Genomic DNA, 23,767 nt, shown 5'->3' with positions numbered 1-23,767 from the left:
GACTGACTGAGTCGGCTCAGGAGTCCTTCGCGTCGGGGTCGATGTCGACAACCCCTTCGGGCGGCGCTGCCAGCCGATTCGGTGACGTCTTCCGGAATACCGGCTGTCCGGAGAGCACCGCCGACCTGGCCAGGGTGTTGCTCGCAACCGAGGACACGATGATCAGGCACAGCACGGCGATGACCGCCATGATCAGCGAACTCCAGGAGAACCCGGACGCGTAGAGGTCGTAGATGAAGGCCGCGATGACGATGAACGGCATACCCAGTCCGGTGGCCGGAGAGAACACATTGATCCGAGACAGGGCATCACGGACCCTGAACATCGCCAGAGCGGAGCCGAGCAGCAGCAGGGAGCCGGTGATTCCGAAGATCCCGACGAGGGTCGTGGCAAGTGCTTCATTCATCAGCGGTGCCCCCTCGTGAGGATTCGGGACAGAGCGATCGTGGCGAGGATGCCCACCATGGACGACAGGAAGATCACATCGAGGACGATCGACGAGGACACGGTGATGCCGAGCATGGTGACGATGGCGATCGCCGAGAAGTAGATGAGGTCCGAGACCACCGCGCGTGAGCCCTGATCGCGAGCAGTGAGCACGCGGATGAGGCCGATGATGATGGCGGCGGCGAGGATGACCGCACAGATGCTTGCGATGACGATCACGGACGGCCTCCCTGCGGATCGGCGTGTGGCCCCGGTGCTCGTCCGCGGGTCATGGACAGCAGTCGGGATTCCATATCGATGAGTCCGTCGAGAGCGGATTCCTCCGACTCCTCGAACAGAGCATGGACGAAGATCACCGGCGGGGTCGTCGACGTGCCGGCGGCGATCGCTGTCACCAGGGTGCCGGGAGTGATGGTGATCGACGATGCGAAGAGCGTGACTTCGAGGTCGGTGGCGCAGCGCATCGGCAGTTCGACGATCATCGGCTGGGCGTAGTCGCTGCGGAAGAGTCGGGAGATGATGGTCGCCGAGCCCGTGATGATCGCCCAGACGATGAAGCCGACGTATGAGATGCCGTGGATGACTCGCATCACGGTGCCATCACCGCCTCGATGTAGTCACTGTGATCGAGCAGACCTTCGGCTGCCCGATGTGTGAGGGCGAGCAGAGGCTCCGGGAAGCAGAAGAGCGCAACGGACAGCCCGATCATGATCGTGGCGGGCACCAGCAGTCGGCCCGGGATGCGCACGCTGCGCGTGATCGGTTCGGCCGGGGCACGCCCGGTCTCAGCCGAGTCGGGACGGTACGTCTGCATCGGCGGTCCCCAGAAGGTGTTGCGCCAGGTGCGCTGAAGCGCCAGCAGACTGATCAGTGCGCCCGCGACGATGACGGCGACCAGGACCCATCCGAAGCCGCCGCCTGTGTCCGTGGAGGCCCTGACGAGTCCGACCTTGCCCCACAGTCCCGAGGTCGGCGGCAGACCGACGAGTGAGAAGAGTCCGAGGATCATGAGGACGGTCGCCCACCGCTCTCGTGAGGCGAGGCCCGAGAGCTTGCGGAAGGAACCGGTGCCGTAGGTCTGTTCGACGGCACCCATGATGAGCAGGAGGCCTGCCATCGTGATCATGTGGTGCATCATGTAGAAGGCACCGGCACCGAGAGCCGCCGAAGTCAGCAGTGTGACGCCGATGAGGATATGGCCCACACCGGCCGTCATCTGGAATCCGAGCACGTTGCGCACCCGCACCTGCCCGAATCCGGAGATCGCACCGATGAGGATGCTGGCCACCGCGACGATGAGGATGACGGTCGCCCACGGGGCAGGTTCACCGTAGACGGTGGTGTAGATGCGATAGATCGCATAGAGCCCGACCTTCGAATGCAGACCGGAGAACAGTGACATCATGCCCGCCGAGGTGTTCGGATAGGAGAGGACGAGCCACCCGTGGAAGGGCGCGCCGCCGGCCTTGACGAACAGGGAGAGCAGCACCACGCCCAGAGCGATCGCGGCCTGTCCGGTCGGGCGGCCCTGATCTGCCAGGACGGCGAGGTTGACGGTTCCGGTGGCTCCGTAGACGAACCCGACACCGATGAGCAGCATCGTCGAGGTCAGCAGGTTGACCATGACGTAGAGACGTCCGATGCCGAGCCTGCGCCAGGTGCCGGTGACGGCGATGAGAGCGTAAGCGGGCAGCATCATCACTTCGACGAAGACGAAGAAGTTGAACAGATCACCGGTCAGCAGCGCACCGTAGACGCCGGTGAGCATCATCAGGATGAGGGCCGGGACGAATCTGTACTGGTCCTCTCCGGTGGAGATGAGGAACAGGCTGCTGACGAGCGCTACGAGCGAGGTGAGCACGAGCATGAGCGCGGTGAACGTGTCCGAGACGAACACGATCGCCAGGCCGGGCACATAGTCACCGACCGAATGGGCGATCACCGGGGTCGAGGCGTGCACCCCGAGCAGGACGATGCCGCTGCCGCCGACGAGCACAGGAACGGCGAGCAGGAGCAGCCGGTCGAAGGTGCGTGAGGTGATGAGCACGCTCAGGGCCGAGGCCAGGAGCGGGATGCCGATGAGCAGGAGGAGCAGTGCGGAGTTCATGAGTCGCGCTCCTCCCCTGTCTCGGGATTGCGTTTCTGATCGTCATCGTGGCCGAGCACGGCCAGCGCGAGCATGAAGATGGTCACCGCCAAGGTGATGACGATGGCGGTGAGGACGAAGGCCTGAGGCAGCGGATCGGCCGCCTCGGCGAGGTCACCGCGCCCGGCCAGAGGTTCCCCTCTCCACGCGCCGACGCCAGCCGAGAGCAGGATGAAGTTCGCGGCATGGGAGATGAGGGTGAGACCGAAGACTCCCCGGACCATGGAGCGCTGCATCATGAGGTAGACGCCGCCTGTGGTGAGGACGCCGATCGTCAGTGCCAGGATCATGCTTCCTCCTCATCTCCGTCGGCTGGTGGGTCCCCGTGGAGGATATGCGTCGAATTCGCGCGCACCTTCGCCTCCCCGGACGCTTCGACGCCGCGGCGGCGGCTGCGTTCGGGGCGTTCCCCGCGGATGGCCTCCATCGGACCGCTCAGCTCACCGTAGAGCAGCTCATCGGCACGTTCGCGTGTGCGTTCGACGTCTCGGCGGATGATGCCGTTGGTGAGCACATCGTCTCCGGCTGGCGTGGCCGCGGAGTCCGAGACGCCGAGGAGGTTGAACGAGAGCAGCATGAGGCCGAGTACCGCCAAGTAGACGCCGACGTCGAAGAGCATCGATGTCGTCCAATGCTGACCGGCGAATTCCGTGTGCATGGGCTGGAGGAACGAACCGGCGAGCAGGAGACCGATGATTCCTGTGACCACCGCCGTGGCGACTCCGGAGCCGATGAGATAGAGCGGCGCACGCGGCGGACCGAGCGCCCGGTCCTTCGGCGTGGACAGGTAGGCCAGACCGATGACGGCGGAACCGACGAGGGCGGCGATGAATCCGCCTCCCGGGGAGTTGTGACCGCGCCAGAAGATGAGCAGGGAGCTCAGCGCCAGCAGCGGCCCGAGAACCTTCAGAGTCAGCTGCAGAGGGATGACGTTCGGCCACGCCTCGTGGACAGCTCGATATGCGGTGGTGCCTTTGGGGCGGATCGACACCCACGGGGGCCTGGGCGGTTCCGGGATGTTCTCGGCCGGCGGGTCGATGAACTTGTCCTTGACCGTCGACATCACCGCGACGATGGCGATTCCGGCCATGCCGAGGACGGTCAGCTCACCGAGGGTGTCGAGTGCACGGAATTCGACGAGGATGGTATTGACGATGTTGTCTCCGCCGCTGATGTCCGGAGCCTTGTCGAGATAGTACTGGCCGAGGGCGGAGCGTTCCCGACGGCCGTTGAGCGCCAGAGTCAGTCCGGCGACGCTCGCGCCGACGATGATCGCCAGGAGCAGACGCGGTGTCTGCTTGCGCTTCGGGTACTTCCAGAACGAGCGCGGCAGCTTCTGCAGCACGAGCATGATGACGATGATCGTCATCGCTTCGACGAGCAGCTGTGTCAGGGTGACGTCGGGGGCGCCGAGAGCGAGGATCTGCACGGTGGCGAGGATGCCGATGGCCGAGAGCGCCACAACGGTGGTCAGTCGTGAGTGCGAGGTGCAGAGGACGAGCACAGCCACGGTGATGAGGATGAGCAGAATGATGTCCACCGGACGGCTGAGGTTCTCCTGCAGCGGCGGCAGTTCGGCGAAGACGACAGGCAGGGCCCCGATTGCGAGCACGCTCAGTCCGCCCAGGGACAGAGCGAGATAGGGCCCTGAGTTCATCGGCCGGACGAAAGCGGAGAGCCCGTATCCCAGCCGTTTGAGAGTCTTCGTCAGTGAGTCGATGACATCGGCTCCGTCGAAGGGCAGCGTGGCTTTGTGGAAGAAGACGAAGACTCGTGATCGGCGGAGGATGATGAACACGCCGATGACGATGATGAGCCCGGAGGCGAGCAGTTCGATGTTGAACCCGTGCCACAGCGCCAGGTGCACGTGTTCCGAGGCTGTCGGCACCGCTGCCCGCACCACCTGGTCGAGCAGGGTGTCGAAGAGGAACAGGACGAAGCTCAGGGGCACCGAGGTCAGGATCGGCAGGGCCGCTGCGATGAGCATGACGGGTGAACCGCGGTGGATGCGGCGCTCCTCGGGTTCGCGGCCGTCGATGAAGCTGCCCCAGACCGTCTTCGCGCAGTAGGCGAAGGTGAGCACCGAGGCACCCACGGCGACGAGCAGAGCCACCCAGCCGGCCCAGGGCCCGCCCGGGGTCTCCCCCAGCGCGGTGAACAGAGCCTCTTTGGACACGAATCCCAACAGCGGCGGAATCCCGGCCATGGACGCACAGCCGATGATCATCACCGTGAACGCCGCCGGGGCGGTGCGCATGAGCTTCGGAATACGTGCGAGGTCTCTGGTGCCGGCGAGGTGATCGACGACGCCGACCATCATGAACAGGCCGGACTTGAAGAGTGCATGCGCGATGACGTGGAGGGTGGCGGCGGCGATCGCAGCCTCGGTGCCGACACCGATGACCGCGGTGATGAGCCCGAGTTGGGACACGGTCGAATAGGCCATGAGCTTCTTCACGTCATGTTGGTTGAGCGCGAACCAGCCGCCCAGGCAGGCAGTGAGGAGTCCTGCCGTCACGAGCAGGACGTTCCATGCCGGCGTGGCGTGGAAGGTCGGTGAGAACCGGAGCATGAGGAAGATGCCGGCCTTGACGACGGCTGCGGCATGCAGATAAGCCGAAACAGGGGTGGCGGCGGCCATCGCATCGGGCAGCCATGGGTGGAAAGGGAACTGAGCCGACTTCGTCATGGCTGCAACGCCGACGAGGAGGGCCACGAGCGTCGTGACTTCGGGCTGGCCCGCCCACACCGGGGAGCTGATCGCCTCCGCGAGGTTCGTCGTCCCCGTCACGGCGATGATCACTCCGGTGGCCACCAGCAGGCTGAGGCCGCCGATGAAGGTGAAGAACATCGTCCGCAGGGCCGGTGCCTGCCCGGGGGATCCGGACCGGGCGATGAGGAAGAACGATGCCAGGGACGTCAGCTCCCAGCACACGAACAGCACGAGCACATCGTTGGTCAACACAAGGGCGACCATGGAGAAGGTGAAGATCACCATCAGCCAATAGAAGCTCGTATTGCGTGCAGGGCTGAGATAGCGCGTCGAATAGACGAACACGACCGCACCGATGATCAGTGCGATATAGGTGAACACGACACCGATTCCGTCGGCGCGCAGCGCCAGGTCGACGCCGAAGCTGGGAATCCAGGAGTAGGAGACTTCCGGATTCCGCCCGGCCATCACCTCGGCGGCGGTGGGAGTGAACAGGGCTGCCACGCCGAGATAGGCGATCGCCAGCGGCCAGCCGCTCTCCCGACCCGCAGAACGGGTGAGAACGGGGGTGAGTGCGACGAGTGCGGCCAGAGCGATTAGCGTTAGGATCATGACCGGGCCTCAACGGCCGCGGGCACAGGTGATCGTTCCTTCACTCACTGATCCTTCGTGCGCAAACTGATAGACACAGGCTTTCGAAGATTCAGACTATCGACTCGGAGTTCCATGAGCAAAAGCACAAAGAGCCTCCAACCGTCACCGAGGCTGTCGGTCTTCTTCGACGCACGCTTCACCCGCACGACTCATCACGACGGGATCTCCCGGTACGGTTCGTGTCTGCTCTCGGCCCTGCTGACGGCCGTCGAGGGCACGGAGATCGACGTGACCGTGATCATCAGCGATGAGGCTCAGTTGGCTCTGCTTCCCGAATGCTCGTGGGTGCAGCTGAGCGATCCCACCTCCCCCGCCGAGGTGGCCATCGCCGGGAAGCTCAATGCACTGGGCGCCGATGTCGTGTTCTCGACGATGCAGACGATGGGCTCGTTCGGACGTCGCTACGGACTCATCCTGACCATCCACGACCTCATCTACTACTCCCACCCCGAACCGCCGGGTGACCTGCCGCTGCCGGTGAGGCTGCTGTGGCGGGCGTATCACTTGAGCTTCGTCCCGCAGCGGCTGCTGCTCAATCGTGCCGATGCCGTGGCAGCTGTCTCCGAGACGACGAAAGAGCTCATCGCCGCAAACCGGTTGACGGATCGTCCGGTGCAGGTGGTGTCCAATGCCGCCGAGGCGGTCGCCGCGCCGGCGCGGACAGTGAACCGTCACGATGCGAAGACGCTCATCTACATGGGTGCGTTCCTGCCGTACAAGAACGTCGAATCCCTCATCCGCGCGCTCGAGCACCTGCCGGCGTGGACCCTGCACATCGCCAGCCGCATCGACGGCAGAAGGGAAGCTCAGCTGCGAGCCCTCATTCCCGACCGGGCGAAGGTCGTCTTCCATCGGGGAATCAGCGATGCGGAGTATGCACGTCTGCTCGACGAGTCGACTGCCCTGGTCACGGCTTCGCGGGAGGAGGGCTTCGGTCTGCCCGTGATCGAAGCGATGGCCAAGGGAGTGCCCGTAGCCGTGTCGGATATTCCGATCTTCCGGGAGATCGCCGCCGAGGCGGCCGAATACTTCGACCCGGAAGATCCGCGGTCGATCGCGCACGCGATCGACCGGCTCACCGATGCCGGCAGGTGGGCGGAGCAGTCCGCGGCCGGCAGGCGTCAGTCACAGGTCTTCGATTGGGCGAAGTCGGCAGACTCGCTGGTCGAGCTCATCAGATCCGTCGCTGCCAACCGCAAGACAGAGGGCTGAGTCCGAGCGGGCACCGATGCACGGATGTCCGCCTCCGGTTCGACAGTGGCGCAGCGGCCGGTGACCGAACCCGCAACGGTGCGACCAAAGGACTCAGTGAGAGCGCGTGCCCCAACTGCGCAGGACCCATTGGTCGCCGGTGTACCCGAACTCTCCATGACCGCAGTTTCCGAGAACCCCGAGCCGGCCGGTCCCGTTCATCTCCAGGAGAATTTCGGCGGCGGCGCGCAGCACCGCACCGTGGGCGACGATGGCGATCGTCGAGGCTTCAGCGGACCGCACGATATCGGTGATGGCGTCGGCGACGCGGCGACCCGACTGGGAACGCGATTCTCCTCCGGGAGGTGCGATATCGGCTCCGGAGGCCCATTCGGCGAGTTCGTCCGGCCAGGTCTCCGCCACCTCGGCGCGGGTGGAGCCTTCCCACTCGCCGAAGGCGGTCTCGCGCAGCCGCTCATCGCGAACGGGTTCGAGAGCGACGAGTGTCGCCAAGCTGTCGGCGGTCGCAGCGGCGCGCGAGAGGTCGGAGGAGACGATGAGTTCCGGTCCGAGTTCAGCGAGCCGCCTGGCGACCTGATCGGCCTGCGCGCGGCCGGTGTCGTTGAGGGGGACATCGGACTGTCCCTGGAACCGTCCCGCGAGGTTGAAGTCCGTCTGTCCGTGACGCCAGAACAGAACGGTCTTCGTCATGTGTCCGAGCCGGGTTCCGGCAGCTGCAGATCAATGACCGGGACGTCCTTCCACAACCGCTCGAGCGCGTAGTATTCGCGCTGTTCGGCGGAGAAGACATGGACGACGATCTCGCCGAAGTCGAGCAGCACCCAGTCCCCTCCCCGGCCCTCGCGGCGCAACGGGGTGCGGTCGTGGACGAGCTGCACTTCCTGTTCGATCGCGTCGATGACCGCCCCGATCTGGCGTTCGTTGTCGGCGGAGACGATGAGGAACGCGTCGGTGATGTAGAGCGTGGAGCTCACATCGAGGCCGATGATGTCGGTTCCGAGCTTCTCGTCCGCGGCTTTGGCCGCGGTTCGAAGCAGCTGGGTGGATTCGGCGATCTCGCTCACAAGATCCTTTCGCATGGATGCGGTTATCGAGGTGGTGTGTCCCGGGTGCTGCTCAGAGGAACATGACGAGGGCGATGACGATGAGGGCAAGAGCGAAGAATGCGGCCACGCCGAGGACGATATAGGGCATCTTCGAAGGCTCTTCGCCCATGAGGATCTGACCGTCCTGCCCGGTCACCGAGCTGGCACGGATGCGTGAGCCGGGAGGGTTGACGGTCTCTTCGTCTTCGTAGTCGGCGTTCGGCAGCGACCAGGCTTCGGGCACAGCGTCCATCGGCCGGGTCTCCGGATTGGCGGCCAGGGCGCGTGCCGCGTCGTCGGAGCCTGCGTCGCCGCCCGAATCATCGGTCCTGCCGGAGTCTGAGCCGGACTGCGGCTCGTCGGCACGACCGGACAGCGGCGTCTGCGGTCTGCGAGCATCGCTCTTGCGGGGTTCATCGACCTCGGGGATCTGCGCCGAGGCGGCCGTGACGACGCGGACTCCGGATGTCGAAGGCGGCTGCACGATCGGCATCCGTCGCGACCGGGACGAAGGCTCGGGCTCGTCCTCGGCATCAGGCTTCGCAGCCGGCTTGTCTTCTGGGACAGATTCATCCGCGGGGGCTGCTGCAGCGGCAGTACTCGTGGTCGGCTTGTCGGTTGAGGCGTTCTGATCCTCTGGGTCCGGCTCGTCCGGGGTCTCGGCAGGCTTCTCGCCCTCTTCCTCGGTGCCCAGTGCAGGAGCGTCGCCGTCGAGAGCCGAGTACGGCATTGACAGTGCGTCATAGGGTTCGCTCTCCACGGTCGTCGGCCGCGGAGCCGAGGCAGGCGTGACAGGCGCCTCGAAGTCGCGGGCGGCGACCTCGTCGGAGGCTCCCCCGAAACCGGCAGTGTCATAGGATTCGTGCTCAGTCACAGCGGACTTCGCGTCGGATTGCGAATCGGCCGCCGATTCCTTCGCAGCGGATGCCGAAGCCTGAGTTTCGGCGGAGTCTGCTGTCGGCGTCGCAGATTCCGAGCTCGAGTCCGCGGATTCGGAATCCGAGACTTCCGGGATCGGTCCTGTCAGTCGACCTTCGGCAGCGGCCTGGCGTTCGGCCAGTTCCTTCTCGTCGGCCACAACGGGCATCGCGCCGGTGGACAGATCGCCGTACAGCGAAAGTCCGTGTTCGCGCAGGTATCGCTTCTTCTCAGCGCGCGATTGGAAGTGCGGCAACGGGGTTCTTGTCGGGTCGAGACGGTCTTCGGCATGTACCGGCGGCCGGGACTCCTGCGGGTGATCCGATGCCAGGGCGCCGCGCTCATGGCTGGTCCGCGGCGAGGGCTCGGGGTCGATGCGCGAGGCGGTGTCGTCACTGGTCTCGGCGGCGGGTTTCGCACCGGGCTTCTTCGGGGGCAGCGGACTGAGGAGTCCGGCGCGAGAGTTCGGAGCCTCCTTCGGCTGCTCAGGAACCTCTCGTGCTTCGAACGCCTGTTCCGCCGCCAGCCTTTCGGCTTCCCGCCGTGCTCGACGTGACGTGAACTGCTCCTCAGCCATTCTCACTCCTGTACAACTCGTATTTCGCGATGTACTGCACTACGCCGTCCGGTACGAGGTACCAGACGGGTGCACCATCCATCACCCGTTGTCTGCAATCCGTGGACGATATCGCCAGCGCAGGGATCTGCACGAGACTCAGTCGGTCGACCGGCAGTCCCTCACCGCGGAGTTCGTGCCCGGGCCGGCTGACCCCGACGAAATGGGCCAGGGAAAACAGCTCATCCACATTCTTCCACGTCAAGATCTGAGCCAAAGCGTCCGCGCCGGTGATGAAGAACAACTCGGTATCGGGACCGTAGCTGCTGGCAAGGTCGCGCAGCGTGTCGATCGTGTAGGTCGGACCCGGTCTGTCGACGTCGGCTCGGGAGACGGTGAACCGCGGATTCGATGCCGTGGCGATGACGGTCATCAGGTACCGGTGCTCGGCGCTGCTGACCTCTTCGACGTCCTTCTGATACGGCCGTCCCGTGGGGACGAAAACCACCTCGTCGAGGTCGAAGGTCGCCTGGACCTCACTTGCCGCGACGAGGTGGCCGTTGTGGACGGGGTCGAAGGTGCCGCCCATGACACCGACTCTGCGTCTGTGCTCTGCCATATCAGTGGCGGTGCGAGATGCCCTTCCACGACCGAGACACAATGCCCATCGTGATGAAGATCGCCAGGGTGATGAGTCCGTACCAGATCGGATCCATCGGCAGCTCCACGTGGGCTGCGTGCTCCCCACCTTCGGCCGCGGCGGCCATAATGGCTGCGTTCACGTCATTTCTCCTTACTCAGTGATCCGTCGCGCGCAGAGCGCTTCGGGGTCGTTACCTTCTCAGTTTCTCATGAACCATCCGGGAATCCGGCATCGACATGAATTCTTCCCTCTCCGATGTCTCCCCTGGTCGGGCGGTGAGTACCCTGATCGCGGAGTGTCGGAGTCGATTCGGGCTCAGGAACGGACCTGGCCGTTGCCCATCATCACCCATTTCGTGGTCGTCAGCTGTTCGAGTCCCATGGGGCCGCGAGCATGCAGCTTCTGGGTGGAGATGCCCACCTCCGCACCGAAGCCGAGCTCTCCCCCGTCAGTGAATCGCGTGGAGACGTTGACTCCCACCGCCGCAGCATCGATGGCGGTGACGAAGGTGTCCGCGTTGTCGAGGTCCTTCGTCACGATCACCTCGGTGTGGCCGGAGCTGTAGGCACGGATATGGTCGATGGCCTCTTCGATACCGGAGACGAGCTTGATGGCGATCTCCAGTCCCAGGTACTCCTTGGCCCAGTCTCGCCGCGACACCCGTCGGACCTTCATCCCTGCCGGTGCCAGTGCCGAGACGTCCGAGTCTGCGTGGACGATGACCCCGGCGCCGTCGAGGCGTTCCAGGATCTTCGGCAGCACTCGTTTCGCGGCTTTCTCATGCACGAGGAGGGTCTCCAGTGAGTTGCACACGCTGGGTCGATGCGTCTTCGAGTTGAGGACGAGGTCGACGGAGGTCTTCACAGTGGCGGTGGAGTCGATGAACATGTGCACATTGCCCACACCGGTTTCGATGACGGGCACGATCGATTCCTGCACGACCATGTTGATGAGGTCGGCGCCGCCTCGGGGAATGAGCAGATCGACGTAGTCGCGGGCGTGCATGAGCACGTTCGCGCCTTCGCGTCCGTACTGGTCGATGCCGTTGATCGAGTCGGCAGGCAGTCCCGCCGATTCGACGGCGCGGCGGAGGATGGAGATGATCTCAGTGTTCGAGTTCTGTGCAGCCGATCCTCCGCGCAGGACCGAGGCGTTTCCGGATTTGAGTGCGAGGACGGCGATGTCGACGGTGACGTTCGGACGGGCTTCGTAGATCGCTCCGATCACGCCCATCGGCACACGGTTCTGGGTGAGTCGGATGCCGTTGGGCAGGGTGCGTCCGACAACGACGTCGCCGACGGGATCCGCGAGATCGATGACGTCCTCGACGGAGTCCGCGATCGCCGCGATGCGATCGGCGTCGAGGCGCAGACGGTCGAGCAGAGACTCGCTCATTCCGTTCTCGGTGCCGGCGGCGATGTCGGCGTCGTTGGCTTTGGCGATGCGGTCGGTGCTGCTGCGCAGCGCCTCGGCGATGGCGCCGAGAGCGGCATTCTTCTCGGCGGTAGAGGTCGTTGCCAACAGGCTCGAGGCGGATTTGGCGTTGCGGACGATGCGGGTCACTCCGCGCACGGTCTTCGGGTGGATCTCGGCTGCTGCTGTCATGTGCTATCTCCCCCCGCTCACCTGTGTGAGAACGAGATCGTTTCGATGGATGACCTCTTTACGGTAATCATTTCCCAGACGGGTGCCAAGTTCCTCGGTCGTGGAACGGAACATCAGCGGCAGCTCGTCCGAGGAGAAGTTCGACATACCGCGGGCGATGACCTCGTCGTCGAGATTGCGGATCTCGACCGGGTCCCCTGCTTCGAAGTCTCCGCTGCAGGAGGTGACTCCCGCGGCGAGCAGGGACGTCCCCCGGGAGAGCACAGCTGTTTCGGCTCCTCTGTCGATCGTGACCGAGCCGAAGGTCCGGGCGAGATGGCGCAGCCACAGCAGGCGGGTGCCCCGTCGTCTGTGGGTGACAGCGAAGTATGTGCCCACGGTCTCCCCCGCCAGCGCCGAGGCGGCCTGCGGTGCCGAGGTCAGCACCGCCGGGATCCCCGAATCGGCGACCATGATGGCGGCATCGACCTTCGTGGCCATTCCGCCGGTGCCGGTTCCGGCCGTCCCGACACCGCCGATGGCGAGGTCATCGAGGTCGCTGGGTCCGTGCACACGGCTGATCAGGCGGGAGCCGGGCTGATCCGGGGGTCCCGAGTAGAGCGCATCGACATCGGAGAGCAGCACGAGCGCATCGGCGTGAGCCAGGTGAGCGACGAGGGCTGCGAGCCGGTCGTTGTCTCCGAAGCGGATCTCCTCGGTGGCCACGGCGTCGTTCTCGTTGACGATGGGCAGCGTGCCCAGGGCCAGGAGTTTGTCGATGGCGCGCTGCGCGTTCTTGTACTGGGTGCGTCGGATCAGGTCATCGGCGGTGAGCAGCACCTGGCCGGGAACGAGGTCGTAGCGTCCCAGCGCTCGCGTGTATGCGGCCATGAGCAGTCCCTGACCGACCCCGGCCGCCGCCTGCTGGCTGGCGAGGTCTCGAGGGCGCTTCTTCAGCCCCATCGGCTCCAGTCCGGCCGCGATCGCGCCGGAGGAGACGAGGATGACCTCATGACCGGCTGATCGATGCGCCCCGATGACATCGGTGAGCGCGATGAGTTTGGCTTCGTCGAGTCCGCCGTCGATCGTCGTCAGCGAGGACGATCCGACCTTGACGACGATGCGACGGGCTCGGGCGATGTCGTCACGGAACGATCCTGCGGAAGAGTCCGCCTGAGCTGCGGCGCTCACTCCTCGCCGGCTCCCTCACCAGACTCTGTCGCAGGTGCACCGAGGCGGCTCTCGCGGTGTGCTCGTTCGGCCAACCGTTCTTGTTCGAACTCGGCCCGGGTGGCGGCCTTCGCGTCCATCTTCTCGTGATAAGCGGCCTTGCGTTCCTTGCGTGTGGAGCGCGTTTCCTCGTCGAGTCGGGCGTCCGATCCGCGGGAGCCGAGCAGTTCGGCTCCGCCGACGGTTGTGGGATCCCAGTCGAAGACGACGCCGTCGTCTCCGCCGACGACGATGGTGTCGCCGGGTTTCGCTCCGGCCTTGAAAAGAGCCTCTTCGACGCCGAGGTGCTCGAGGCGGTCGGCGAGGTAGCCGACGGCTTCGTCGTTTCCGAAGTCCGTCTGCTGCACCCACCGACGAGGCTTGTCGCCGAGGACGCGGAACAGCGGGCCATCGGAGGTGCGTTCGGAACGGACTTCGAATCCGCGATCGTCGACGGCCTTCGGACGGATGACCACGCGCTGCGGTGTCGCTTCGATCTCGGCGCGACGTTCCCGTTCGGCGAGCACGAGCTCGGCCATGGCGAACGAGAGTTCCCGCAGACCGGCATGGCTGACTGCCGAGATCTCGAAGACCCGGTATCCGGCGGCCTCGAGATCGGGCCGGACGATATCGGCAAGGTCGCGACCGTCGGGGATGTCGATCTTGTTCAGCGCCACGAGCTTCGGGCGCTGCGAGAGCGGCAGGAGTCCGCTCCCGTCGTCGAGGTCGACGGCATAGGCGGCGAGTTCGGATTCGATGATCGTGAGGTCGGAGACGGGATCACGTCCGGGCTCCCACGTGGCCATGTCGATGACATGGACGAGGCCGGCACAGCGTTCGACGTGGCGGAGGAACTCGAGGCCGAGTCCCTTGCCCTCAGATGCGCCGGGGATGAGTCCGGGAACGTCGGCGACGGTGTAGCGCGTGTCGCCGGCCTGAACGACCCCGAGGTTGGGCACGAGTGTCGTGAATGGGTAGTCGGCGATCTTCGGCTTGGCGGCCGACAGCGCAGCGATGAGGCTCGACTTGCCCGCCGATGGGTATCCCACGAGGGCGATATCGGCGATCGTCTTGAGTTCGAGCACGAGGCTGAGGGTCTGCCCGGGCTCTCCGAGGAGCGCGAAGCCGGGGGCCTTGCGCTTCGTCGAAGCCAGCGCGGCATTGCCGAGACCGCCGCGGCCACCGGCGGCTGCTGTGAATTCGGTTCCTTCTTCGACGAGGTCGGCGATGACGTCACCGTTGGTGTTCTTCACCACGGTGCCCTCGGGGACGTCGACGATGAGGTCTCTGCCGTCGGCGCCGTGGCGCAGATCGCCCTTGCCGATCCCGCCGTCGTCGGCACGCACGTGCGGACGGTGGTGCAGGGGAAGCAGGGTGGTGGTCTGACGGTCGACGCGGAAGATGATGTTGCCGCCGTTGCCGCCGTCGGCGCCGTCGGGCCCGCCGAGCGGTTTGAATTTCTCGCGCCTGATCGAGGCACACCCGTCCCCACCTGCGCCTGCGGCGAGGTGAACGGTGACACGGTCTACGAACTCGGTGGCCATAATGTCCTTATATCAGATGAAGGGTGAGTCGTTCGACTCACCCTTCATGCTCCCTTTTCAGGGAGAGATCATATTGACGACGGAACGGATCCGGGAAGGATCAGGCTCCGACGATGTTGACGATCTTGCGACCGTTGCGGGTTCCGAATTCCACGGCACCGGCGGTCAGAGCGAAGAGGGTATCGTCTCCTCCACGGCCGACATTGGCTCCGGGGTGGAACTTGGTTCCGCGCTGGCGGACGATGATCTCGCCGGCCTTGACGGCCTGGCCGCCGAAGCGCTTCACGCCGAGGTACTGTGGGTTCGAGTCGCGACCGTTGCGGGTCGAGCTGACTCCCTTTTTGCTTGCCATGTGAGAAGTCTCCTCTTACTTGATGTTCGTGATCTTCAGACGGGTGAGGTCCTGGCGGTGGCCCTGACGCTTCTTGTACCCGGTCTTGTTCTTGTACTTCTGGATCACAATCTTGGGACCGCGGAGTTCACCGGCGACCTCAGCGCTGACCGAGACCTTCGCCAGTGCGTCGGGATCGGTCGTGACCGTCTCACCGTCGACAAGAAGTACGGCATCGAGTTCGACGCTGTCTCCAGCCTTCGCCTTCATTCGGTTGACTGTGATGATATCGCCGACGCTCACCTTTTCCTGGTGGCCTCCGGCGCGGACGATGGCATAGACCATGGTCGAACCCTCTTTCTGTTGAAAACAAACGAACGGCGGTTGTCCCTTGGCTGCCGCAGAACGAGTCCCGCAGACATCCCATTGAGAGGAATCACCAGCCGTGGTGCGTCACGCGCACCGACGATCAATTCTAGTCGAGAGTGCACAGCAACGGCAAACCCGCCGCTCATGCTCGAGGGGAAGACCTGCCCATTGTGAGCCATCTCTCGTTCACTCCCGGAGGCAGGCGGCTCCCCGGGCACGTCGACTCAGCTTTCGCGCGTCTCCGCGATGCGCTCGTGCCGGCGGATGACCTCGGCGACGATGAACGCCAGGAACTTCTCTGCGAACTCCGGATCGAGATGGGACTCCTCGGCGAGTTCCCGCAGTCGGGCGACCTGCCTGGCTTCCCGCGACTCGTCGGCCGGGGGCAGACCGTGGTCGGCCTTGAGTTCACCGACGCGTTCGGTGAGTTTGAAGCGCTCGGCGAGCAGGTGAACGAGGGAGGCATCGATGTTGTCGATGCTGCCTCGCAGCTCCTGCAGCCGTTCGACTGCGCGTGTTCTGTCGTCTCTGTTCTCATCCACGCTCCCAGTCTATCGATGCCCGGACATGCCCGTGCGCCGCATCCGTTTGGGCGCGGCGCACAGGCATCCTTGATCGAGCTGGTGCTCCTCCGATGTCGACGGAGGTCGGGATTCAGGCGGGCTGGTCGACAGGGACGGCGTCGGCGGTGTCCGGGTCGTTGAGCGTTCCGGCTTTCCGGTCGGCGAGGTATTTCCTCATCTCCTTCTTGACCACCGGCATGAGCATGTAGAGGCCGAGGATATTGATGAACGCGCACATGAACAGGGCCGCATCGGCGAATTCGACGACCTTGGAGAAGCTGGCGATGCAGCCGACGACGACGAAGAGGCAGACGAGCGTGCGGAAGATCATGATCGTGGCTTTCGAGCGGCCGAACAGATAGCTCCACGCCCGCTCCCCGTAGTACGCCCATGTGATGAGGGTCGAGAAGGCGAACAGTGCGACGGCGATGGCCAGCAGGATCGGGTACCACGAAGCGACGGTGGAGAATGCATCCGAGGCGAGAGCAACTCCGCCGATCTCGCCCTCACCGAGGTCATTTCGGTACGAAGCCTGGTTGGCCACGATGATGGTCAGCGCGGTCATGGTGCAGATGATCACCGTATCGATGAAAGGCTCGAGCAGTGCGACGAATCCTTCGGAGATGGGGCGACGGGTCTTGACAGCGGAGTGGGCGATGGCCGCCGAACCGATGCCGGCTTCGTTCGAGAAGGCCGAACGCTGGAAGCCGATGATCATGACTCCGACGATGCCGCCGGCCACTCCCTGAGGGTTGAACGCTCCAGCGAAGATCTCGCCGATGGCGTTCGGGATGTTCGCGTAGTTGAGACCGAGCACGAGGAGGCATGACACGACGTAGAAGATGGCCATTCCAGGGACGAGCTTGTCGGTCACCTTTGCGATCGAGCGGATGCCGCCGAGGATCACCAGTGCCACGAGCCCCGCAAAGATGAGTCCGAACACGAGTGAGGCAAAGGGGCCGGCCAGGAAGCCGTCATCGCCGCCGGTGGCGGTGCGGACCTGGGCGAAGGTCTGATTGGCCTGGAACATGCCGCCGCCGACGACACCGAAGATGAGGATGGCGACGGCGAACAGTCCGGTCAGAGCGGTCGCCACGGGCTTCGAGAAGCGTCGGAACGCAACGGGGAGGTATTTGAACGGACCGCCGTGGACGACGCCGTTCTCGTCGATCTCACGGTACTTCACCCCGAGGGTGCATTCGACGAACTTCGTGCACATGCCGAGGAGGCCGGCGACGATCATCCAGAAGGTCGCTCCGGGGCCGCCGAGGGCGATGGCTACGCCGACACCGGCGATGTTGCCGAGGCCCACGGTGCCCGACAGGGCAGAGGCAAGGGCTTGGAAATGGGTGACCTCACCCGGGTCGGACTTCGACGAGAATTTTCCGCGGATGATCTCGAGAGACAGCTTCGCCCCTCGAGCCTGGATGAAGCCGAAGTAGACGGTGAAGACCGCTGCGGCGAAGATCAGCCACAGGACGACGAAGGGGAATGAGAAGTCTCCGAAGGTGAGCGGAAAGAAGATTATGCTGCCGAACCATGTGGCGATCGGGTCGAACCAAGAGTTGATGGCATCGTCGACCGGTGAGACCGGCGCTGCTGAGATATGAAGATTGTCCATAGTGCGACAACCTACTGAGACTTGCGTCACATTCAAGCGTTCCATGTTGTGGGATCGTTTCAGTTATCGAACCGTTACCAAATGGGGCGTTCGCGGGACTTTTGAGATCCGCGTCTCATTACCTGACTTAGACTGGGGGCATGACTCAGAATCCTCAGCAGCCCGGTCAGCGACCGAATCGATCCTCGGGCCCGAACCCCGATCGCGGCCCCGTCCCCAGCGGTGATCAGAGCACACATATCCAGGCCGGACACAGTCAGCCCGCGGCCTATCCCGGGGCTGAAGCAGTGACGAATCCCAATGGCCACTATGGTTCGCAGGGTGCTCAGTCCGGGTCGATCGGCGGTTCGGGCACGACGCCACCGTATGGCCCGCCCGCCGGCGCCCAAGCGAACACCGGTGCGCCGCCGCACCACCGTGAAGGCACACCGCTGCCACCGGCACCGCAGAGTCGTCGCACGGACGGACAGCCTGCCGGTTCAGGTCCGGTCCCGTCCACCGGGTCCGGACCTGTCTCGTCGCAGGCACCGCCCCCTGGGAACCGACGGTCCGCTGCGCAGACGCCGAATTCCCACCGCGGCCCATCCGCCTCGGGGCAGGGGAATTCTGCCCCCAAGCGCATCGTCTCCCCCGATGGCGAACGTGTCCGAGAGAAGCCGGCGGGCGGGGTCTCAGGCTACTTCGCGATCGTCGGCGCCATCGTTCTGCTGCTCCTCGCCGTGCTCCTGGGCATCGTCGGGTTCGTCATGACCTTCGCCCAGGTCGCGGTCGGTGTCGTCCTCTTCATCGTGGCCGTCCTCAGCTTCATCGCTTCGATGTTCCTGTTCAAGGGCTGCACCTCGGTGGCGCCCGGACATGCCGTCGTCCTCCAGCTCTACGGCAAGTACGTCGGAACGGTCAGGCAGTCGGGTCTGCGATTCGTCAATCCCTTCTACACGAAGGATCAGATCTCTACGCGCATCCGCAACCATGAGACCTCGACGCTGAAGGTCAATGATCTCGACGGCAATCCGATCGAGATCGGCGCCGTGGTGGTCTGGCAGGTCCGCGATACCGCACAGGCGATGTTCGAGGTCGATGATTTCGAAGAGTTCGTCGCCATCCAGGCGGAGACTGCGGTTCGTCACATCGCCAACTCCTATGCCTACGATTCGTCGGATCCCGGCCGTATGTCGCTGCGTGACAACGCCGACGAGATCACCTCGCGGCTCTCCGATGAGGTCGCTGCCCGGGTCATGGCTGCGGGAGTCACGATCATCGAGTCGCGCATCACCCAACTGGCGTACGCCCCGGAGATCGCCCGTGCCATGCTCCAGCGGCAACAGGCCACGGCCGTCGTCGCCGCCCGCCAGCTGATCGTCGAAGGAGCTGTGGGCATGGTCGAGACGGCGATCGAGGAGATCGAAGGGCGCCAGATCGTCAGGCTCGGTCAGACCGAACGCAGCGACCTCGTATCGAACCTGATGATCGTCCTCTGCGGTGACCAGGCCGCACAGCCGACGATCAGCACCACCCGCAATCAGCAGTCGGCAGGCTGACCTCCCGGAGCTGGGTGTACCGCACACCGCAGCGCCCCGTCGACGTCATCCGTCGGCGGGGCGCTGCCGTGTGTCTCAGCTCAGGAGAGGTGTTCAGTCCTCACCGATGATGACGAACGAGGCAGGCAGCTGCTCCTGCTTGGGGGCAGGGGCCCTCTTCGCCGGTTCGCGCTTCTTCGCCGGAGTGCTCTTGACCGGTTCAGCGGCGGCGACCTTCGTCTCGCTGTCCGCGCCGATCATCAACGGCAGATCCTTCGGCTCTTCGGCGACTGGCTTCTGCTCGGCCGCCGGCTTCTGTTCAGCGGACTGTGTCTGCTCGTTCGCAGGCGTCGCTTCCGCCGGTGTGTGCTCAGCGCCGTTCGACTTCTCGTTGCCACTGGACTTCTCGTCGGGCGTCGCGGCCTGCGAGTCGTCGCTCCGGTTCGAGCGCGAACGTCGCCGGCCGTTCCGTGAACGCGATCGGGACTTGCCGTTCTCGCCGTTGTTCGCCGAATCATCGGACTGAGTCTGAGCGTCGGACGTCGATTCGGGCGAATCGGCGTCATCCTTCTTCAGGGTGGCCTTCGCGATCGCGGCGACGGCTGACCGAGAAGCGTCCGATGACACTGTCTCATCTGTCGATTCGGCCTCATTGTGCTTGGACTTCGAGCCTGAGTCTCCCCGGCGCTTGCGGTCACGGCGGTTGTCGTGGTTCGCCGAGCGGCCGCCGCGGTGCGCCTTCGATCCGTCTTCTTCCGAACCCGGCAGCAGCAGGCCGCGGCCGGTGAGGTCTTCACCGGCGCTGACCAGGGATTCGGCGAGTCCGGTGCCGATGCGCTTGCGCGTCATCTGCACGAGTCCCAGCGATGTCACTTCGGCCACCTGATGCTTCGTCCGGTCGCGACCGAGGCACTCGACGAGGCGGCGCACCACAAGGTCGCGGTTGGACTCGAGCACCATGTCGATGAAGTCGACGACGATGATTCCGCCGATGTCGCGCAGGCGGATCTGCCGAATGACCTCCTCGGCGGCTTCGAGGTTGTTGCGGGTCACCGTCTCCTCGAGGTTGCCCCCGGAGCCGGTGAACTTGCCGGTGTTGACGTCGACGACCGTCATCGCTTCGGTGCGGTCGATGACGAGTGAACCTCCCGAGGGCAGGTTGACCGTGCGCTGCAGCGCCTTCTGGACCTGCTCTTCGATCCGGTAGTGGTCGAAGATGTCCTCGTCCTCGTTGTAGCTGTGGACACGATCGAGCAGGTCCGGTGCGACGGATTCGACATACTCGTGGATGGTGTTCCATGCGCCGTCGCCGTCGATGACGAGCGAGCTGAAGTCCTCGTTGAAGACATCACGGATTATGCGCACGATCATGTCCGGCTCGCTGTAGAGCAGCTGTGGGGCCAGCACCTTCGTCGACTTCGACTTCTTCTCGATCGTCTCCCACCGTTTGGCGAGACGTTCGACATCACGCGAGAGATCGGAGTCGGTGGCGCCCTCGGCAGCGGTGCGCACGATGACGCCGTTCGAATCGCCGACGAGCTGTTTGAGCAGCTTCTTCAGCCGTGCGCGTTCGTTGTCGGGCAGCTTCCTCGAGATTCCGGTCATCGAATTGCCCGGAACGTAGACGAGGAACCGCCCGGGCAAGGAGATCTGGCTGGTCAGACGGGCGCCCTTGTGTCCGATCGGATCCTTCGTCACCTGCACGAGCACGGCATCGCCGGGACTCAGCGCGGTTTCGATGCGGCGCGCCTTGCCGTCCATGCCGAGGGCGTCCCAGTTGACTTCACCGGCGTAGAGCACGGCGTTCCGGCCCTTGCCGATGTCGATGAATGCCGCCTCCATGCTCGGCAGCACGTTCTGAACCTTGCCCAGGTAGACGTTGCCGATGAGCGAGGACTGCTGACGGTTCTCCTTGAGGTAGTGCTCGACAGCGATCCCGTCTTCGACGACGACGAGTTGAGTCTGGTCGCCGCTCTCCCGCACCAGCATGGTCCGCTCGACGGACTCACGTCGAGCGAGGAATTCGGCTTCGGTGATGATGGGTCGGCGACGTCCGGCTTCGCGGCCCTCCTTACGACGCTGGCGCTTGGCCTCGAGGCGGGTCGAACCCTTGAGCGAGGTGACTTCGTCGCGGTCGGTGCTGCGGGTGCGAGACCGGCGACGGCGGCGTCGGCGCGAACCGCCGTCGGAGTCGTCATCACCATCGTCCGAATCCGAATCGTCGGAGTCCCTGTGGTCGGACTCCTTGTGATCGGAGTCTTGATGATCCGACTTCGAATGAGAGTCCTCGGCGTCCGCATCGGAGCGTTTCGAACCGCGATTGCTCGACCGAGATCCCCGCTTCGACGACTTCGCGTCCTGCTTGCCGGCAGAGTCCGAGGAGTCGTCCTCGGGGTCCTTCGAGTCGTCGTCGGAGTCCGAGGAATCGTCGTGGGAGTCATCGCGACCCCGCGATCGGCGCCCGCGGCCGCCTCGCCGCCGACGCGGACCGCTGGAGGAATCGTCCTCACCGCGGTCGTTCTGGCGGTTCTCCTGTGAGGACGACGTGTCGCCATCGGAGTCGTGGGAATCATCCCAGTCGTCGGAGTCATCGTCGTCGATCGTGATGACCTCGGCGTGTTCGGCCTTCGGCACCTGGAAGATCAGGCCGCCGTCATAGGGCACAGCTGGAGTGGTGCGGGGTTCGGGTGCGGCAGTCGGAGCGGCCGGAGCCGCGAAGGGATTGCGCGGGTCGAAGCTCGGCGATGCCTGCGACGCAGCATCCGACTCATCGTCCTCGTCGTCGCCATCGGCATTGTCAGAGTCGTCGTGATCATCGTCATCGTCGCCCGAGTCTCCGCGGACGAATTCCTCGAAGACGAGTCCCCGATTGGCCACGGCATCGCGAGCGGACTTCTGCCCGCCTCGGCGAGGGGTCGGTTCTTCGTCCTCTTCGTCGTCGCTGTCATCGGCATCGCCGATACGCAGCGACTCGGCCGCCTCGGCGATGTCATCGAGGCGCGCACGCACGCTGTCGTCGACATCCTCGTGTTCGGCGTTCTTGGCACCCGCCGACTGCTGCAGATTCGCGAGGTCCGCGAGAATGCCTTCGGTCGGATCTGTCGCCTCTGTGCCGTCGTTCGACGTATCGTTCATCGTATCTCCCAGTCCGAAGACGCCGTCCACACCGTACGGATCTTCGGATCCTTGCATGGTCCGCAATGGACCGAAACCTGTGGATGGCACATCCGGCTCGCGCTCAGCGCGTAGGCCTTCCGTGCTGCCTCATCTTGTTGTCGACCTGCGAGGTCATACCCTCGACTCGGTGGAGGCACTTCTCCTGCTCGGTGTGAGAACAGGTATCCGTCCGACCATTATGTCACAGAAGTGCCTCTGCGCTGAGGTTTCGACGGGGACGGGGTTTGCCGCACGGGACATGGCCAGGCATTCTTGAGGAGTGAACACCACACTGACTCAATCCGATGATCTCGAGTCCGCCGACACCACCTCGTCGTGGGTGCTGAGATCGGTGCCGTTCGGGATCTTCCTCATCATCGCCTCTGCCATCGGCTTCCTCGCCTCGTTCTCCCTGTCGGCGGAGAAGTACGAGAAGCTGGCGAACCCGGACGTCGTGCTCTCGTGCGACCTCAACCCGTTCTTCTCGTGCGGTTCGGTCATGGAACATGCCGAAGCCGAGCTCCTGGGCTTTCCCAATCAGCTCATGGGCGTGGCAGCCTTCATCATTCCGCTGCTGCTCGGTGTGCTCATCCTGTCCGGCACCCGGCTGCCCAGCTGGGTGATGGTGGGACTGAATATCGGACTGGGCTGCGGCGTGGCGCTGGTGATGTTCCTGTTCTACGTCTCGATCTACAAGATCGGAGTCGGCTGCCCGTGGTGCATCATCGTGTGGACCGTGACGATTCCGATGTTCATGGCCGTCACCGCCCGCAATCTGCTCACCGGAGCCTTCGGTCGGCGCGCCGCCGACAATGCCGTGCTGAGGGTCCTGGCGAAGGAGAACATCGCCCTGTCGGTGCTGTGGATGCTCATCATCTTCGCCTGCATCGTCGTACAGTTCTGGGCATTCTTCTCCAACCTGTTCTGAGGCTCCGCAGCCAGTTCTGGACGTCTGGCTTTGTCCGCAGATGCAGTGAGGGTGCCCCACCAAACGGTGGGGCACCCTCACTTATTCGACCGGCTCGGCTCAGACGTCGGCCGCGTGCGGTCTTCTGCCTGTCATCAGCCTTCGGCCGGGTACCAGATTCCGATCTCGCGTTCGGCCGATTCGGTGGAATCGGATCCGTGGACGAGGTTCTTCTGCACCTTCTCACCCCAGTCGCGACCGAGATCGCCGCGGATCGTGCCGGGGGCTGCTGCCGTCGGGTCGGTGGCGCCGGCCAGGGACCGGAAGCCGGGGATGACGCCCTGTCCGGAGGCGATGATCGAGACGATCGGCCCTTCGGACATGAAGTCGACCAGCGGCTGGTAGAAGGGTTTGCCTTCGTGCTCGGCGTAATGGGCTGCCAGTTCGGCGGCGGTGGCCGAACGGAGATCCAAGGCGTCGATCGCATAGCCCTTGGCTTCGATTCGGGCCACGATCTGTCCGACGAGTCCGCGAGCGACTCCGTCGGGCTTGATGAGGATGAGCGTACGTTCCATTCCGGTCCTTCCAATGT

23 protein-coding genes are annotated in these 23,767 nt (G+C 64.5%); 3 read left to right on the top strand and 20 right to left on the bottom strand.

Annotated features, from left to right (window positions below; all coding sequences use genetic code 11):
• Positions 1-16: 16 nt before the first annotated feature.
• From KTJ89_RS02425 to KTJ89_RS02400, 6 genes are read right to left on the bottom strand one after another with little or no spacing between them, the layout of a single operon-like run.
• Positions 17-406, bottom strand: a complete 390-nt coding sequence (locus KTJ89_RS02425) for a cation:proton antiporter (RefSeq protein WP_101545629.1) — start codon at positions 404-406, stop codon at positions 17-19.
• Positions 406-666, bottom strand: a complete 261-nt coding sequence (locus KTJ89_RS02420) for a monovalent cation/H+ antiporter complex subunit F (protein ID WP_139467051.1) — start codon at positions 664-666, stop codon at positions 406-408. Before KTJ89_RS02420 ends, KTJ89_RS02425 begins: the two co-directional genes overlap by 1 nt.
• The gene (locus KTJ89_RS02415; RefSeq protein ID WP_139467420.1) at positions 663-1,037 is read right to left on the bottom strand and encodes a Na+/H+ antiporter subunit E; all 375 of its coding nucleotides are present in this window, start codon (positions 1,035-1,037) and stop codon (positions 663-665) included. Before KTJ89_RS02415 ends, KTJ89_RS02420 begins: the two co-directional genes overlap by 4 nt.
• Positions 1,037-2,554, bottom strand: coding sequence for a monovalent cation/H+ antiporter subunit D family protein (locus KTJ89_RS02410; protein ID WP_172169283.1), 1,518 nt, complete (start codon positions 2,552-2,554; stop codon positions 1,037-1,039). The genes KTJ89_RS02415 and KTJ89_RS02410 overlap by 1 nt, the downstream gene beginning before the upstream one ends.
• Positions 2,551-2,883: a sodium:proton antiporter gene (locus tag KTJ89_RS02405; protein WP_139467048.1), complete on the bottom strand. Its 333-nt coding sequence runs from the start codon at positions 2,881-2,883 to the stop codon at positions 2,551-2,553. Before KTJ89_RS02405 ends, KTJ89_RS02410 begins: the two co-directional genes overlap by 4 nt.
• Positions 2,880-5,918: a DUF4040 family protein gene (locus tag KTJ89_RS02400; RefSeq protein WP_172169280.1), complete on the bottom strand. Its 3,039-nt coding sequence runs from the start codon at positions 5,916-5,918 to the stop codon at positions 2,880-2,882. The genes KTJ89_RS02405 and KTJ89_RS02400 overlap by 4 nt, the downstream gene beginning before the upstream one ends.
• A 114-nt stretch (positions 5,919-6,032) precedes the next feature.
• Between KTJ89_RS02400 and KTJ89_RS02395 the strand changes: the two genes are divergently transcribed.
• Entirely contained in the window at positions 6,033-7,172 is a 1,140-nt protein-coding gene (locus tag KTJ89_RS02395) for a glycosyltransferase family 4 protein (protein ID WP_259356733.1), read from the top strand.
• Between the two features lie 93 nt (positions 7,173-7,265).
• Here the strand turns inward: KTJ89_RS02395 and KTJ89_RS02390 are convergent, their stop codons facing one another.
• From KTJ89_RS02390 to KTJ89_RS02335, 12 genes are all read right to left on the bottom strand, one after another.
• Positions 7,266-7,862, bottom strand: a complete 597-nt coding sequence (locus KTJ89_RS02390; RefSeq protein WP_172169277.1) for a histidine phosphatase family protein — start codon at positions 7,860-7,862, stop codon at positions 7,266-7,268.
• A complete protein-coding gene (gene rsfS / locus KTJ89_RS02385) occupies positions 7,859-8,236 on the bottom strand; it encodes a ribosome silencing factor (protein WP_229663911.1) in 378 nt (125 codons plus the stop codon). Before rsfS ends, KTJ89_RS02390 begins: the two co-directional genes overlap by 4 nt.
• 52 nt (positions 8,237-8,288) lie before the next feature.
• Positions 8,289-9,752: a hypothetical protein gene (locus KTJ89_RS02380; RefSeq protein ID WP_172169274.1), complete on the bottom strand. Its 1,464-nt coding sequence runs from the start codon at positions 9,750-9,752 to the stop codon at positions 8,289-8,291.
• Positions 9,745-10,350 carry a nicotinate-nucleotide adenylyltransferase gene (nadD, locus tag KTJ89_RS02375; protein ID WP_139467041.1) on the bottom strand — a complete coding sequence of 202 codons (606 nt, stop codon included), beginning with the start codon at positions 10,348-10,350 and terminating at the stop codon, positions 9,745-9,747. Before nadD ends, KTJ89_RS02380 begins: the two co-directional genes overlap by 8 nt.
• A gap of 1 nt (position 10,351) precedes the next feature.
• Positions 10,352-10,513, bottom strand: coding sequence for a hypothetical protein (locus KTJ89_RS02370; protein ID WP_167443897.1), 162 nt, complete (start codon positions 10,511-10,513; stop codon positions 10,352-10,354).
• 176 nt (positions 10,514-10,689) lie between these two features.
• A complete protein-coding gene (locus KTJ89_RS02365) occupies positions 10,690-11,979 on the bottom strand; it encodes a glutamate-5-semialdehyde dehydrogenase (protein ID WP_139467039.1) in 1,290 nt (429 codons plus the stop codon).
• 3 nt (positions 11,980-11,982) lie between these two features.
• Positions 11,983-13,149 (bottom strand): glutamate 5-kinase, encoded by a 1,167-nt coding sequence (gene proB, locus KTJ89_RS02360; protein ID WP_139907962.1) that lies wholly within the window; start codon positions 13,147-13,149, stop codon positions 11,983-11,985.
• Positions 13,146-14,711 (bottom strand): GTPase ObgE, encoded by a 1,566-nt coding sequence (gene obgE, locus KTJ89_RS02355; protein ID WP_259356732.1) that lies wholly within the window; start codon positions 14,709-14,711, stop codon positions 13,146-13,148. Before obgE ends, proB begins: the two co-directional genes overlap by 4 nt.
• A gap of 100 nt (positions 14,712-14,811) precedes the next feature.
• Complete coding sequence (rpmA, locus tag KTJ89_RS02350) at positions 14,812-15,063, bottom strand: 50S ribosomal protein L27 (protein ID WP_025776788.1); 252 nt, start codon at positions 15,061-15,063, stop codon at positions 14,812-14,814.
• A gap of 15 nt (positions 15,064-15,078) precedes the next feature.
• A complete protein-coding gene (gene rplU / locus KTJ89_RS02345; RefSeq protein WP_025776790.1) occupies positions 15,079-15,387 on the bottom strand; it encodes a 50S ribosomal protein L21 in 309 nt (102 codons plus the stop codon).
• 248 nt (positions 15,388-15,635) lie between these two features.
• The gene (locus tag KTJ89_RS02340) at positions 15,636-15,953 is read right to left on the bottom strand and encodes a chorismate mutase (RefSeq protein WP_139467033.1); all 318 of its coding nucleotides are present in this window, start codon (positions 15,951-15,953) and stop codon (positions 15,636-15,638) included.
• A gap of 112 nt (positions 15,954-16,065) precedes the next feature.
• Positions 16,066-17,595, bottom strand: coding sequence for an alanine/glycine:cation symporter family protein (locus KTJ89_RS02335; protein ID WP_172169268.1), 1,530 nt, complete (start codon positions 17,593-17,595; stop codon positions 16,066-16,068).
• A gap of 140 nt (positions 17,596-17,735) precedes the next feature.
• On the opposite strand from KTJ89_RS02335, the gene KTJ89_RS02330 reads away from it, so the two are divergent.
• Positions 17,736-19,133, top strand: coding sequence for an SPFH domain-containing protein (locus KTJ89_RS02330; RefSeq protein WP_253903690.1), 1,398 nt, complete (start codon positions 17,736-17,738; stop codon positions 19,131-19,133).
• 93 nt (positions 19,134-19,226) lie between these two features.
• On the opposite strand, the gene KTJ89_RS02325 is transcribed toward KTJ89_RS02330, so the two are convergent.
• On the bottom strand, positions 19,227-22,304 hold the full coding sequence (locus KTJ89_RS02325) for an Rne/Rng family ribonuclease (protein ID WP_172169265.1): 3,078 nt from the start codon (positions 22,302-22,304) through the stop codon (positions 19,227-19,229).
• A gap of 244 nt (positions 22,305-22,548) precedes the next feature.
• Between KTJ89_RS02325 and KTJ89_RS02320 the strand changes: the two genes are divergently transcribed.
• Positions 22,549-23,196, top strand: a complete 648-nt coding sequence (locus KTJ89_RS02320) for a vitamin K epoxide reductase family protein (RefSeq protein WP_172169262.1) — start codon at positions 22,549-22,551, stop codon at positions 23,194-23,196.
• A gap of 134 nt (positions 23,197-23,330) precedes the next feature.
• Here KTJ89_RS02320 and ndk read toward each other — a convergent pair whose 3' ends face one another.
• Positions 23,331-23,750, bottom strand: a complete 420-nt coding sequence (gene ndk / locus KTJ89_RS02315; protein WP_039210750.1) for a nucleoside-diphosphate kinase — start codon at positions 23,748-23,750, stop codon at positions 23,331-23,333.
• Positions 23,751-23,767 lie beyond the last annotated feature (17 nt).

Source organism: Brevibacterium sediminis (genome assembly GCF_024895295.1).
Taxonomy (GTDB): domain Bacteria; phylum Actinomycetota; class Actinomycetes; order Actinomycetales; family Brevibacteriaceae; genus Brevibacterium; species Brevibacterium sediminis.
The sequence above is the reverse complement of the archived record's forward strand: the minus strand, read 5'-3'. Positions and strand labels throughout refer to the sequence as shown.

Excerpts from the sequence above, each read along its gene's own strand:
- KTJ89_RS02425 (WP_101545629.1), bottom strand. The coding sequence starts at position 406 with ATGAATGAAGCACTTGCCACGACCCTCGTCGGGATCTTCGGAATCACC.
- KTJ89_RS02415 (WP_139467420.1), bottom strand. The coding sequence starts at position 1,037 with ATGCGAGTCATCCACGGCATCTCATACGTCGGCTTCATCGTCTGGGCG.
- KTJ89_RS02410 (WP_172169283.1), bottom strand. The coding sequence starts at position 2,554 with ATGAACTCCGCACTGCTCCTCCTGCTCATCGGCATCCCGCTCCTGGCC.
- KTJ89_RS02405 (WP_139467048.1), bottom strand. The coding sequence starts at position 2,883 with ATGATCCTGGCACTGACGATCGGCGTCCTCACCACAGGCGGCGTCTAC.
- KTJ89_RS02400 (WP_172169280.1), bottom strand. The coding sequence starts at position 5,918 with ATGATCCTAACGCTAATCGCTCTGGCCGCACTCGTCGCACTCACCCCC.
- KTJ89_RS02395 (WP_259356733.1), top strand. The coding sequence starts at position 6,033 with ATGAGCAAAAGCACAAAGAGCCTCCAACCGTCACCGAGGCTGTCGGTC.
- KTJ89_RS02390 (WP_172169277.1), bottom strand. The coding sequence starts at position 7,862 with ATGACGAAGACCGTTCTGTTCTGGCGTCACGGACAGACGGACTTCAAC.
- KTJ89_RS02380 (WP_172169274.1), bottom strand. The coding sequence starts at position 9,752 with ATGGCTGAGGAGCAGTTCACGTCACGTCGAGCACGGCGGGAAGCCGAA.
- nadD (WP_139467041.1), bottom strand. The coding sequence starts at position 10,350 with ATGGCAGAGCACAGACGCAGAGTCGGTGTCATGGGCGGCACCTTCGAC.
- KTJ89_RS02365 (WP_139467039.1), bottom strand. The coding sequence starts at position 11,979 with ATGACAGCAGCAGCCGAGATCCACCCGAAGACCGTGCGCGGAGTGACC.
- obgE (WP_259356732.1), bottom strand. The coding sequence starts at position 14,711 with ATGGCCACCGAGTTCGTAGACCGTGTCACCGTTCACCTCGCCGCAGGC.
- rpmA (WP_025776788.1), bottom strand. The coding sequence starts at position 15,063 with ATGGCAAGCAAAAAGGGAGTCAGCTCGACCCGCAACGGTCGCGACTCG.
- rplU (WP_025776790.1), bottom strand. The coding sequence starts at position 15,387 with ATGGTCTATGCCATCGTCCGCGCCGGAGGCCACCAGGAAAAGGTGAGC.
- KTJ89_RS02335 (WP_172169268.1), bottom strand. The coding sequence starts at position 17,595 with ATGGACAATCTTCATATCTCAGCAGCGCCGGTCTCACCGGTCGACGAT.
- KTJ89_RS02330 (WP_253903690.1), top strand. The coding sequence starts at position 17,736 with ATGACTCAGAATCCTCAGCAGCCCGGTCAGCGACCGAATCGATCCTCG.
- KTJ89_RS02325 (WP_172169265.1), bottom strand. The coding sequence starts at position 22,304 with ATGCAAGGATCCGAAGATCCGTACGGTGTGGACGGCGTCTTCGGACTG.
- ndk (WP_039210750.1), bottom strand. The coding sequence starts at position 23,750 with ATGGAACGTACGCTCATCCTCATCAAGCCCGACGGAGTCGCTCGCGGA.